This window comes from Pantoea allii, assembly GCF_046529425.1.
Taxonomy (GTDB): Bacteria; Pseudomonadota; Gammaproteobacteria; order Enterobacterales; family Enterobacteriaceae; genus Pantoea; species Pantoea allii.
This window is the reverse complement of sequence record NZ_CP125958.1, coordinates 4,384,820-4,397,989: the sequence shown is the minus strand read 5'-3', so window position 1 is coordinate 4,397,989 and position 13,170 is coordinate 4,384,820. Positions and strand designations below refer to the sequence as shown.

The 13,170-nt window shown below is 52.6% G+C and carries 6 protein-coding genes, 1 tRNA gene and 3 rRNA genes; 7 read left to right on the top strand and 3 right to left on the bottom strand.

Annotated elements, in window-relative coordinates:
• Positions 1 to 24: 24 nt before the first annotated feature.
• On the bottom strand, positions 25 to 1,305 hold the full coding sequence (gene purD / locus QNH99_RS20570) for a phosphoribosylamine--glycine ligase (RefSeq protein ID WP_410515847.1): 1,281 nt from the start codon (positions 1,303 to 1,305) through the stop codon (positions 25 to 27).
• 16 nt (positions 1,306 to 1,321) lie between these two features.
• Positions 1,322 to 2,911: a bifunctional phosphoribosylaminoimidazolecarboxamide formyltransferase/IMP cyclohydrolase gene (purH, locus tag QNH99_RS20565; RefSeq protein ID WP_109718360.1), complete on the bottom strand. Its 1,590-nt coding sequence runs from the start codon at positions 2,909 to 2,911 to the stop codon at positions 1,322 to 1,324.
• 631 nt (positions 2,912 to 3,542) lie between these two features.
• Here purH and QNH99_RS20560 point away from each other — a divergent pair.
• The 4 genes from QNH99_RS20560 (at position 3,543) to rrf (ending at position 8,735) form a co-directional block, all read left to right on the top strand.
• Positions 3,543 to 5,082, top strand: a 16S ribosomal RNA gene (locus QNH99_RS20560).
• Positions 5,083 to 5,172: 90 nt separating this feature from the next.
• Positions 5,173 to 5,247 (top strand) — tRNA-Glu (locus QNH99_RS20555).
• 239 nt (positions 5,248 to 5,486) lie between these two features.
• Positions 5,487 to 8,392 (top strand): 23S ribosomal RNA (locus QNH99_RS20550).
• Between the two features lie 227 nt (positions 8,393 to 8,619).
• A 5S ribosomal RNA gene (gene rrf, locus QNH99_RS20545) occupies positions 8,620 to 8,735 on the top strand.
• The 16S, 23S and 5S rRNA genes sit together here with 1 tRNA gene alongside, the layout of an rRNA operon.
• A gap of 610 nt (positions 8,736 to 9,345) precedes the next feature.
• Here the strand turns inward: rrf and QNH99_RS20540 are convergent.
• Positions 9,346 to 9,561, bottom strand: coding sequence for a DUF1471 domain-containing protein (locus tag QNH99_RS20540; protein WP_096010483.1), 216 nt, complete (start codon positions 9,559 to 9,561; stop codon positions 9,346 to 9,348).
• A 724-nt stretch (positions 9,562 to 10,285) separates the two neighbouring features.
• Between QNH99_RS20540 and QNH99_RS20535 the strand changes: the two genes are divergently transcribed.
• From QNH99_RS20535 to metA, 3 genes are all read left to right on the top strand, one after another.
• On the top strand, positions 10,286 to 11,356 hold the full coding sequence (locus QNH99_RS20535) for an ABC transporter substrate-binding protein (protein WP_410517143.1): 1,071 nt from the start codon (positions 10,286 to 10,288) through the stop codon (positions 11,354 to 11,356).
• On the top strand, positions 11,325 to 12,062 hold the full coding sequence (locus QNH99_RS20530) for a substrate-binding domain-containing protein (RefSeq protein WP_410517142.1): 738 nt from the start codon (positions 11,325 to 11,327) through the stop codon (positions 12,060 to 12,062). Before QNH99_RS20535 ends, QNH99_RS20530 begins: the two co-directional genes overlap by 32 nt.
• Before the next feature lie 159 nt (positions 12,063 to 12,221).
• Positions 12,222 to 13,151, top strand: coding sequence for a homoserine O-succinyltransferase MetA (metA, locus tag QNH99_RS20525; protein WP_410517141.1), 930 nt, complete (start codon positions 12,222 to 12,224; stop codon positions 13,149 to 13,151).
• Positions 13,152 to 13,170: the final 19 nt, after the last annotated feature.

Here is a 13,170-nt window from a genome sequence, read left to right as displayed (position 1 = left end):
GGGCACTGGGTGCCCCTTCGTTCTTTATTTACGGTCAATTGCACGATAGCCGATATCGCGTCGGCAGAAGCTGCCTTGCCAGGAAATCGGTTTAGCCAGTTCGTAAGCCCGTTTCTGTGCCGCAGCGACATCGTCGCCTAAGGCGGTGACGCACAAAACGCGTCCGCCGTTGGTCAGCACCCGATCGTCTTCAAGGCGAGTCCCAGCGTGGAAAACTTTGCCGTCGGCAACCTCTTCCAGCGGCAGACCGTGAATGTGATCGCCGTTATTGTAGTGACCGGGATAGCCGCCAGCGGCCAGCACCACACCAAGCGATGGACGCGGGTCCCATTGGGAATCCTTCTGGTCTAGCTTTCCGTCGCAGGCCGCCAGACAGAGATCCACCAGATCCGACTGCAGGCGCAGCATGATAGGCTGCGTTTCTGGATCGCCGAAGCGGCAGTTGAATTCGATCACTTTCGGCTGACCCGCCTGATCTATCATCAGCCCGGCATATAAGAAACCAGTATAAACGTTGCCTTCTGCCGCCATGCCGCGCACGGTTGGCCAGATAACCTGATCCATTACGCGCTGGTGGATCGCATCGGTTACAACCGGGGCAGGGGAATACGCGCCCATTCCCCCGGTGTTCGGTCCGGTATCGCCGTCACCCACACGTTTATGATCCTGGCTGGTGGCCATCGGCAACACGTTCTCGCCATCAACCATCACAATAAAGCTGGCTTCTTCGCCGTCCAGGAACTCTTCAATAACAATACGGTGTCCCGCGTCACCAAACGCATTGCCTGCCAGCATATCGTGCACGGCGTCTTCTGCTTCCTGCAGCGTCATTGCCACAATGACACCTTTACCGGCTGCCAGTCCGTCGGCTTTGATGACAATCGGCGCGCCCTTTTCACGAAGATAAGCCAGCGCAGGGGCGACCTCTGTAAAATTCTGGTACTCCGCACTCGGGATGTTATGACGTGCCAGGAAGTCCTTGGTAAAGGCTTTAGATCCTTCCAGTTGCGCGGCGGCCCGGGTCGGGCCAAAGATTTTTAAGCCCACCGCACGGAACGCATCAACGACACCTGACACCAGCGGCGCTTCAGGGCCAACGATGGTGAGATCGATCTGTTCACGCTGGGCGAAGGCCAGTAAGGCAGGAATATCGGTTGGTGCAATGTCGACGTTCTGCAACGCGGGTTCCAGTGCGGTGCCTGCATTGCCCGGTGCAACAAAAACGGTTTCCGCCAGCGGCGACTGTGCAGCCTTCCAGGCCAGTGCGTGTTCACGTCCGCCGTTACCAATGATTAAAATTTTCATAAAACGCTCCACAGAATTAATGGCGGAAGTGACGCATATCGGTAAAGATCATGGCAATGCCATGCTCATCGGCTGCTGCAATGACTTCATCGTCGCGAATAGAACCGCCCGGCTGAATCACACAGCTGACGCCCACGGCAGCAGCGGCATCAATGCCGTCGCGGAACGGGAAGAAAGCATCGGAAGCCATCGCGGACCCTTTCACTTCCAGACCTTCATCACCGGCTTTAATGCCTGCAATTTTGGCTGAGTAGACGCGGCTCATCTGTCCGGCACCAATGCCGATGGTCATGTTGTCTCGTGCATAGACAATCGCGTTAGACTTAACGAATTTGGCTACTTTCCAGCAGAACAGCGCGTCACGCAACTCCTGCTCTGAAGGCTGGCGCTGACTTACCACGCGTAGCTGGCTGGCATCGACCATACCGAGATCGCGATCCTGAACCAGCAAACCTCCGTTCACACGTTTGAAATCAAGGGCGGCGACCCGACCTTGCCATTTACCGCATACCAGAACGCGGACGTTCTGTTTAGCCGCCGTAATTTTCAGCGCAGCTTCCGTTGCCGCAGGGGCGATGATGACTTCAACAAACTGCCGACTGATGATGGCCTTTGCGGTAGCCTCATCCAGCTCGCGGTTAAAGGCAATAATGCCGCCGAAGGCAGAAGTGGGGTCAGTCTGATAAGCGCGCTCGTAAGCCGCCAGAATGGACTCGCCCACAGCGACACCACAAGGGTTAGCATGTTTGACAATAACGCAGGCGGGCTCAACAAACTCTTTCACGCACTCAAGCGCGGCATCGGTATCCGCGATGTTGTTATAAGACAGCGCTTTGCCCTGCACCTGCCTGGCGGTAGCGACTGATGCTTCCTGCACATCTTCTTCTATATAGAAGGCCGCGTCCTGATGGCTGTTCTCTCCATAGCGCATATCCTGCTTTTTAATGAAGTTAAGATTGAGAGTCCGCGGGAAGCGGCCTGCAGGTTGGCTGGTTTCGCCATGATAAGCCGGGACCAGGCTGCCAAAATAGTTGGCGATCATGCTGTCGTACGCGGCGGTATGTTCAAAAGCTTTAATCGCCAGATCGAAACGGGTTTCGAGCGTGAGCGAGTTCTGGTTGGCGTCCAGCTCGGCGATAATGGCCTGGTAGTCGCTGCTCTTAACCACAATCGCTACGTCTTTGTGGTTTTTGGCTGCCGAACGCACCATCGTTGGGCCGCCAATATCAATATTTTCGACAGCGTCTTCCAGTGAACAATCCGGCTTTGCGACGGTTTGGGCAAAGGGATAAAGGTTTACGACCACCATATCGATAGGGCTGATAGCGTGCTGCGCCATTACGGCATCATCTTGCCCACGACGTCCTAAAATACCGCCGTGTACTTTTGGGTGCAGTGTTTTAACGCGTCCATCCATCATTTCCGGGAAACCGGTGTAGTCAGACACTTCGGTGACGGGCAGTCCCGCCTCTGCCAGCAGGCGAGCGGTACCACCTGTGGAGAGCAGCTCAACACCGCGCTGGGAGAGTGCCTGAGCAAATTCGAGGATGCCGGCTTTATCAGAAACACTGAGCAGGGCGCGGCGTAAAGGACGAGGTTGTGGCATGGTGGTTTTATCCCTTGGCTTTGATTCGCGTAAATAAGAGCGTTACATCAAGCTTGCGTGCTCACTTCTCTATATAGAGAAGCAAAAGCGTAAAAACTTCAGGTAACGCCCCGAAAAGGGGCATCCATTGCGTTGCGGGGCATTGTAGCGAAAACGTTTGCGTGATGCTCGTCTAAATTTAACGCTTCCAGGAATGTGGATAACTTTGTGTGTAACTGCGTATAAAGTGGGGCTTTGCTGTGGAATGCAGCGAACGGTCATTTTTATTGAATTTAGCCCTTGTCAGCCTGAGAGAACTCCCTATAATGCGCCTCCATCGACACGGCACAACGGCTTACGGAATGCGGTGTTGAGAGGTTCAGGAAACTGAGCCGCCGGAGAAAAACTTCTGAAAAAGAAGTTGACTCTGAAGGAGGAAAGCGTAATATACGCCACCTCGCGACAGACGGTTAACCCGCTGTTCGCACTGCTCTTTAACAATTTATCAGACAATCTGTGTGGGCACTCGCAGGATTGATATCAGCGTCTCCGGACGCAAAAAATATCAAGTCTCACGAGTGAACACATAATGAAATTCATTATGACGTTTTACAGATGAGCACCGCTGAACTGGTTTCAGCAAATCAAACTTAAATTGAAGAGTTTGATCATGGCTCAGATTGAACGCTGGCGGCAGGCCTAACACATGCAAGTCGGACGGTAGCACAGAGAGCTTGCTCTCGGGTGACGAGTGGCGGACGGGTGAGTAATGTCTGGGGATCTGCCCGATAGAGGGGGATAACCACTGGAAACGGTGGCTAATACCGCATAACGTCGCAAGACCAAAGAGGGGGACCTTCGGGCCTCTCACTATCGGATGAACCCAGATGGGATTAGCTAGTAGGCGGGGTAACGGCCCACCTAGGCGACGATCCCTAGCTGGTCTGAGAGGATGACCAGCCACACTGGAACTGAGACACGGTCCAGACTCCTACGGGAGGCAGCAGTGGGGAATATTGCACAATGGGCGCAAGCCTGATGCAGCCATGCCGCGTGTATGAAGAAGGCCTTCGGGTTGTAAAGTACTTTCAGCGGGGAGGAAGGCATTGTGGTTAATAACCGCAGTGATTGACGTTACCCGCAGAAGAAGCACCGGCTAACTCCGTGCCAGCAGCCGCGGTAATACGGAGGGTGCAAGCGTTAATCGGAATTACTGGGCGTAAAGCGCACGCAGGCGGTCTGTTAAGTCAGATGTGAAATCCCCGGGCTTAACCTGGGAACTGCATTTGAAACTGGCAGGCTTGAGTCTCGTAGAGGGGGGTAGAATTCCAGGTGTAGCGGTGAAATGCGTAGAGATCTGGAGGAATACCGGTGGCGAAGGCGGCCCCCTGGACGAAGACTGACGCTCAGGTGCGAAAGCGTGGGGAGCAAACAGGATTAGATACCCTGGTAGTCCACGCCGTAAACGATGTCGACTTGGAGGTTGTTCCCTTGAGGAGTGGCTTCCGGAGCTAACGCGTTAAGTCGACCGCCTGGGGAGTACGGCCGCAAGGTTAAAACTCAAATGAATTGACGGGGGCCCGCACAAGCGGTGGAGCATGTGGTTTAATTCGATGCAACGCGAAGAACCTTACCTACTCTTGACATCCACGGAATTCGGCAGAGATGCCTTAGTGCCTTCGGGAACCGTGAGACAGGTGCTGCATGGCTGTCGTCAGCTCGTGTTGTGAAATGTTGGGTTAAGTCCCGCAACGAGCGCAACCCTTATCCTTTGTTGCCAGCGATTCGGTCGGGAACTCAAAGGAGACTGCCGGTGATAAACCGGAGGAAGGTGGGGATGACGTCAAGTCATCATGGCCCTTACGAGTAGGGCTACACACGTGCTACAATGGCGCATACAAAGAGAAGCGACCTCGCGAGAGCAAGCGGACCTCATAAAGTGCGTCGTAGTCCGGATCGGAGTCTGCAACTCGACTCCGTGAAGTCGGAATCGCTAGTAATCGTGGATCAGAATGCCACGGTGAATACGTTCCCGGGCCTTGTACACACCGCCCGTCACACCATGGGAGTGGGTTGCAAAAGAAGTAGGTAGCTTAACCTCCGGGAGGGCGCTTACCACTTTGTGATTCATGACTGGGGTGAAGTCGTAACAAGGTAACCGTAGGGGAACCTGCGGTTGGATCACCTCCTTACCTGAAGATACCTTCCCGCGAAGTGCTCACACAGATTGTCTGATAGAAAGATAAAGAAGCAAGACGGCTGCGAAGTCGAGACACGTCCGTGTCCCCTTCGTCTAGCGGTTAGGACTCCGCCCTTTCACGGCGGCAACAGGGGTTCGAATCCCCTAGGGGACGCCACTTGCTTGGTGACAGGTGAAAGGTGTTGCCCACATATCTTAAAGATGACTTACGAGTCGTGTTTAAGATATTGCTCTTTAACAATCCGGAACAAGCTGAAAATTTGAAACGACGCATTGTCGTGTTCCTCCGTAATAAGGAACACAGCACAACGCGTTCGGGTCTCTCAAAAGCTTACAGCTTACAAGCTAACTGTGAAGCCGTTACGGTATTACAGATAAAACGCCTGTGGGTTGTGAGGTTAAGCGACTAAGCGTACACGGTGGATGCCCTGGCAGTCAGAGGCGATGAAGGGCGTGCTAATCTGCGATAAGCGCCGGTAAGGTGATATGAACCGCAATAACCGGCGATACCCGAATGGGGAAACCCAGTGTGACTCGTCACACTATCATGCAGTGAATACATAGCTGCATGAGGCGAACCGGGGGAACTGAAACATCTAAGTACCCCGAGGAAAAGAAATCAACCGAGATTCCCCCAGTAGCGGCGAGCGAACGGGGAGGAGCCCAGAACCATCATCAGCTTGTGCATCAGTGGAAGCGTCTGGAAAGTCGCAGGGTACAGGGTGATACTCCCGTACACAAAGGTGCACAGGTTGTGAGTTCGATGAGTAAGGCGGGACACGTGGTATCCTGTCTGAATATGGGGGGACCATCCTCCAAGGCTAAATACTCCTGACTGACCGATAGTGAACCAGTACCGTGAGGGAAAGGCGAAAAGAACCCCGGCGAGGGGAGTGAAACAGAACCTGAAACCGTGTACGTACAAGCAGTGGGAGCCTTCTTAACGGGGGTGACTGCGTACCTTTTGTATAATGGGTCAGCGACTTATATTCTGTAGCAAGGTTAACCGTATAGGGGAGCCGCAGGGAAACCGAGTCTTAACTGGGCGTTAAGTTGCAGGGTATAGACCCGAAACCCGGTGATCTAGCCATGGGCAGGTTGAAGGTTGGGTAACACTAACTGGAGGACCGAACCGACTAATGTTGAAAAATTAGCGGATGACCTGTGGCTGGGGGTGAAAGGCCAATCAAACCGGGAGATAGCTGGTTCTCCCCGAAAGCTATTTAGGTAGCGCCTCGTGAACTCATCTCCGGGGGTAGAGCACTGTTTCGGCTAGGGGGCCATCCCGGCTTACCAACCCGATGCAAACTGCGAATACCGGAGAATGTTATCACGGGAGACACACGGCGGGTGCTAACGTCCGTCGTGAAGAGGGAAACAACCCAGACCGCCAGCTAAGGTCCCAAAGTCATGGTTAAGTGGGAAACGATGTGGGAAGGCACAGACAGCCAGGATGTTGGCTTAGAAGCAGCCATCATTTAAAGAAAGCGTAATAGCTCACTGGTCGAGTCGGCCTGCGCGGAAGATGTAACGGGGCTAAACCATGCACCGAAGCTGCGGCAGCGACACTATGTGTTGTTGGGTAGGGGAGCGTTCTGTAAGCCGTTGAAGGTGTGCTGTGAGGCATGCTGGAGGTATCAGAAGTGCGAATGCTGACATAAGTAACGATAAACAAGGTGAAAAACCTTGTCGCCGGAAGACCAAGGGTTCCTGTTCAACGTTAATCGGAGCAGGGTGAGTCGACCCCTAAGGCGAGGCCGAAAGGCGTAGTCGATGGGAAACAGGTTAATATTCCTGTACTTGGTGTTACTGCGAAGGGGGGACGGAGAAGGCTATATCAGCCGGGCGACGGTTGTCCCGGTTTAAGCGTGTAGGTGTGTGTTCCAGGCAAATCCGGTTCACTTTACACTGAGGCGTGACGACGAGGCACTACGGTGCTGAAGTGATAAATGCCCTGCTTCCAGGAAAAGCCTCTAAGCATCAGGTAACACAAAATCGTACCCCAAACCGACACAGGTGGTCAGGTAGAGAATACCAAGGCGCTTGAGAGAACTCGGGTGAAGGAACTAGGCAAAATGGTGCCGTAACTTCGGGAGAAGGCACGCTGCCACCAGGTGAAGTCACTTGCTGACGGAGCCGAAGGCAGTCGAAGATACCAGCTGGCTGCAACTGTTTATTAAAAACACAGCACTGTGCAAACACGAAAGTGGACGTATACGGTGTGACGCCTGCCCGGTGCCGGAAGGTTAATTGATGGGGTTAAGCGCAAGCTGAAGCTCTTGATCGAAGCCCCGGTAAACGGCGGCCGTAACTATAACGGTCCTAAGGTAGCGAAATTCCTTGTCGGGTAAGTTCCGACCTGCACGAATGGCGTAATGATGGCCAGGCTGTCTCCACCCGAGACTCAGTGAAATTGAAATCGCTGTGAAGATGCAGTGTACCCGCGGCAAGACGGAAAGACCCCGTGAACCTTTACTACAGCTTGACACTGAACACTGAGCCTTGATGTGTAGGATAGGTGGGAGGCTTTGAAGCGTGGACGCCAGTCTGCGTGGAGCCATCCTTGAAATACCACCCTTTAATGTTTGGTGTTCTAACGTAGGCCCGTTACCCGGGCTGCGGACAGTGTCTGGTGGGTAGTTTGACTGGGGCGGTCTCCTCCTAAAGAGTAACGGAGGAGCACGAAGGTTGGCTAATCCTGGTCGGACATCAGGAGGTTAGTGCAATGGCATAAGCCAGCTTGACTGCGAGAGTGACGGCTCGAGCAGGTGCGAAAGCAGGTCATAGTGATCCGGTGGTTCTGAATGGAAGGGCCATCGCTCAACGGATAAAAGGTACTCCGGGGATAACAGGCTGATACCGCCCAAGAGTTCATATCGACGGCGGTGTTTGGCACCTCGATGTCGGCTCATCACATCCTGGGGCTGAAGTAGGTCCCAAGGGTACGGCTGTTCGCCGTTTAAAGTGGTACGCGAGCTGGGTTTAGAACGTCGTGAGACAGTTCGGTCCCTATCTGCCGTGGGCGCTGGAGAATTGAGGGGGGTTGCTCCTAGTACGAGAGGACCGGAGTGAACGCACCGCTGGTGTCCGGGTTGTCACGCCAGTGGCACTGCCCGGTAGCTAAGTGCGGAAAAGATAAGTGCTGAAAGCATCTAAGCACGAAACTTGCCCCGAGATGAGTTCTCCCTGACCCTTTAAGGGTCCTGAAGGGACGTTGAAGACGACGACGTTGATAGGCCGGGTGTGTAAGCGCAGCGATGCGTTGAGCTTACCGGTACTAATGACCCGTGAGGCTTAACCTTACAACGCCAGAGGCGTTTTGGTTGAGAGACGAATTAAATTTTCAGCATTGTTTACCGGAAAAGCATTTAGTTCTGTTCTGCGGACGAGAGTCCGAAGGATTTTGCGCTGAAGCAAGGCGGCGTGTAAGACGATGTGAAGGAGCATACTGAAGTATGTGACTGAGCAGCGCGCGCACAGCCAACGCAGCAGCAGCGTAAAAGACACAGGACAGAGCACAAAGAATTTGCCTGGCGGCTGTAGCGCGGTGGTCCCACCTGACCCCATGCCGAACTCAGAAGTGAAACGCCGTAGCGCCGATGGTAGTGTGGGGTCTCCCCATGCGAGAGTAGGGAACTGCCAGGCATCAAACAAGTGAAGAAGCCCTGAACGAAAGTTCAGGGCTTTTTTACGTCCGTAACCTGCGGAAAGCGGGGCGTCAGGCCGGTTATGCTGCGCAGCCGGGACTGCGCGAGCGCCGTCCGCGTCATTCAAACCGCCGGGCCGGGATGAAACGGCGAGTGAGAAAGCCGGATGGAATGCCGCACCTGGCGTCATGTACCTGCGGCCCTGACCGAAGACGGCGAACCGCCTGATCATCCGGATACAACAAACGCCGCGAATGCCTGCCCGTACCCTCCAAATTCCCTCTGTGTTTTAGATCCAGCACAGCGCCGCCCTGCATTAACTCGCAACAGCAATAAAGGTCGTGAATGGTTGTCGACTAAACGGCAGGATGAGTAAAGGTCGCCAGCGCTATCCGGCTCAAGCCAGACAGGCTCCAGCTATATTTGCGTTTATTGGCAGATGGGGCTTTTGGAAAGACGCGCTTCAGAACCCTTTCCGATGTTGAAATCTGTGCGGCGGTATTACTGGCAGACTTAATGATAAAATACCTAAAAAAGGCCAGCTGCTTTATAAAACGGATATCCGTTATATAAAAACAGCCGGCCCTTTTGCTTTTTAAGCGCTGGCATTATTTATATAATTCAGCCGTTACATGGGCGTAATTATTCGTGTCTGCACTGATAACTTTAAAATGGTCACCTTGTTGTTTAGCCTGTCGGGCGATTTTAGAAACCGCGCCATCCAGCGTTAATGAGGTGGCAGAGACAGTTTGTGCGAAACAACCAAAAGACATCAGTGAAAAGGCTACAGCAGCCGCAGTTGACGTTACTTTATTGATTTTCATAACATTACCCCTTGATTCCGGTTGATGAAGGAGTCTGTATGGCTCCGTTAAAATCAAGTTAGCAAAATGTATGCAGTCTAAAATTAACGCCGTGTGCTCTAATTAATATCAAGCTGATAGCATTATTGTCAGAGTGTAAAAGAGAATATCAGTGAGTTAAATGTGTAGGGATTTAATACTGAAATAATAGAATTACACAGATGAGGCGTAATTTCCGCCTGACTTTTTTAGTTAATAGGGCGAATAATAAGTAATAGCCCTCCGACGCCAGGCAGATAAAGGCGTTGGCTAAAAACCTCAAAACTCTCCTGCCAGTTTTATGCAACTCACACAACGATTCTGTCTGGCCTTCAATCGTACCGGGTCAAACTGTTATCTGAATTGGATACGAGAATGCCGTTCATCATGATCCTTCCAAGGGCATAAGTATGTCTCAATGTCCGCCGCCAGTATGATCCAGGCAAAAGGCTCAGCCTGGCCCGTAAAATCACTTAGGCTGAACAGGCTTGCTCCTCTCCTACTCTTGCCTCAATCCTCAATCCTCAATCCTCAATCCTCAATCCTCAATCCTCAATCCGCTAATTCCCGATGAGCTTAATGGCCGCAGGCTGAGCCGTTCGCTACTGTTCTATTGCGACACGTGCCAGGCGTTGAGCATCAACAGGCTACCTTGCCGCAGATAAGCGCTATATAATCCATTGCATTACGCTTTGGAGACGCTTCATTGAAAACAATACTGACTCGCCTGGTCCTTGCTGGCCTGCTGACGTTGACCGCCTCAAACAGCTACGCCAGTCGTGTTGTGACCGATCAAATTGGCCGTACCGTCACGATTCCAGACCAGGTTAATCGCGTGGTCGTGCTTCAGCATCAAACGCTCAATCTCCTCGTGCAGTTAAATGCGACAGATAAAATCGTGGGAATTCTCGCTAACTGGAAACAGCAGCTCGGGGACGATTACGCAACCCTGGTGCCTGAACTGACGCATAAAGCGCTGCTAGGTGATTTGACCCACGTGGATTTGGAAAAACTGGTCGCGCTGCATCCACAGGTGGTGTTTGTTACCAACTATGCGCCGAAAGAGATGATTGACCAAATCTCTGCGCTGGGCATTCCGGTGTTGGCAATATCGTTGCGTCACGATGATGCCGGGCAGCAGGGTGAGATTAACCCCAATATGCAAAACGAAGATCAGGCGTACGATCTGGGTATCAAAGAAGGCATTACGCTGATTGGTGAGGTGGTGAACAGGCAGCAACAGGCCAGAGCATTACTTTCAGCGGCATTTGCCGGTCGAAAGATAGTGACTGACCGTCTCAAAAACAGACCTGAACAGCAGCGTGTCCGCGCTTATATGGCCAATCCCGACCTCACTACCTATGGCGCAGGGAAATATACCGGCCTGATGATGGCTCATGCAGGTGCTCTCAACGTTGCAGCCTCGACCATTCAGGGCTTCAGGCAGGTCAGTATGGAACAGGTGGTAGTATGGAACCCGCAGGTGATTTTCGTTCAGCATCGTTATCCACAGGTGGTACAGGAGATTCAGCAAAATCCGCTTTGGCGAACCATTGATGCAGTGAAACATCATCAGGTATGGCTAATGCCTGAGTATGCCAAGGCATGGGGTTATCCGATGCCGGAGGCGATAGGTTTAGGCGAACTGTGGATGGCGAAGAAGCTCTATCCTGATAAATTTCGCGACATTGATATGCAGCAGCAGGCTGATCGCTGGTATCACCGTTTTTACCGGACCTCGTACCATGAAAACGCTACACGTTCTGGCAGCAGGTAGCCTGCGTGATGTGTGGAAGGCGCTAATCGCAGCCTTTAACATCCAGTCCGGCTCAATGGCAGACACGCAGTATGGCCCTGCCGGTTTACTGCGCCAGCGTATTGAGCAGGGTGACGTGTGTGACCTGTTTGTTTCGGCCAATCTGCAGCATCCTGCCAGGTTGCTGTTGCAAGGCCTTGCACAAGATACCGGTCATTTTACAAATAATACGCTCTGCCTGACGGTGAAACGTGATTGTGTCCGAGCCGGGGACGACTGGCTGTCGCTGCTGCTGCGTAATGATTTACGGCTGGCGATCTCAACCCCACATTGTGACCCCTCCGGTGATTATGCCTGGCAGCTGTTCGACAATATTGAACAGCGCCATACCGGTTGCGGCGATTTTCTCAAGCGCAGAGCAATCGCGATGGTGGGGGGCCCGGACAGCTTGCCGGTTCCAGATGGCGAACTGGCGGCAAAGTGGTTAATCGATACAGGACGTGCTGACCTTTTTATCGGCTACGCCAGCTATGCGTCCCGCCTGAACCCTCATTCACAATGCCTTGTCCTGACTATCCCTCCCGATTACAACGTGCAGGCGAAGTATGGCTGGGCCACGCTGTCAGCTGCCGCCAAGCCGCTTGCCGCCTTCCTGCGCTCCGACGAGGCGCAACGTATTTTGCGGCAGCACGGTTTTCTTCCCCTCGGTTTTAAAATGCCTCTTTAATTTCTGTTCGCCTCAAACCCTGTGCTGAAGGGAAGGCCTCCCCGCGCCTTGAAACTTTTTCACCTGTCGATATGCAGGCTCGACATTTAGCGTTTAACTGGTTATCTTTGGCTGTCTGGATGTCTAAACGTATATATGGTTATGAGAGGTGATTAAGCCATGCCAATCAGGGTCCCCGATGAATTACCGGCAGTAAATTTTTTACGTAACGAAAACGTCTTCGTGATGACGTCGTCACGTGCCAGTGTTCAGGAGATCCGTCCGCTTAAAGTGCTGGTTCTTAATCTGATGCCGAAAAAAATTGAGACTGAAAATCAGTTTCTGCGGTTGCTCTCAAACTCTCCGTTACAGATTGATATTCAACTGCTGCGTATCGACAGCCGGGAATCGCGCAATACACCCAGCAATCATCTCAACAATTTCTACTGTAACTTTAACGATATTCAGCACGATAACTACGACGGCTTAATCGTTACAGGTGCGCCGCTCGGGCTGGTCGAATTTAACGATGTCGCGTACTGGCCGCAGATAAAACAGGTTCTGGAATGGGCTAAAAACCATGTCACCTCAACCCTGTTTGTCTGTTGGGCGGTGCAGGCGGCATTAAACATTTTATACGGCATTCCTAAACAAACCCGGCAGACTAAACTGGCAGGCGTCTTTGAACATCAGATACTGCATCCCCACTCGTTACTGACCCGGGGTTTTGATGATAATTTTCTGGCGCCTCATTCCCGTTATGCCGATTTCCCTACCCAGTTAATCACGGATTACACTGACCTCGAATTATTTGCTGAATCGGAACAAACCGGTGCCTACCTTATGGCGAGCAAAGACAAAAGGCTGGCGTTTGTGACCGGGCACCCGGAGTACGATGCACTGACGCTGGCGGGAGAGTTTCAACGCGACTATGAAGCCGGGCTGAATCCTGAAGTACCCTATAACTATTTCCCACAGGATAATCCCCAGCTTACACCGCGCGCCACCTGGCGTAGCCATGGAAACCTGCTGTTTTCAAACTGGCTGAATTATTACGTCTACCAGATTACGCCGTTTGATCTGCGCCATATGAATCCCACGCTGGAATAATTCTTTTTTAGCTACAACT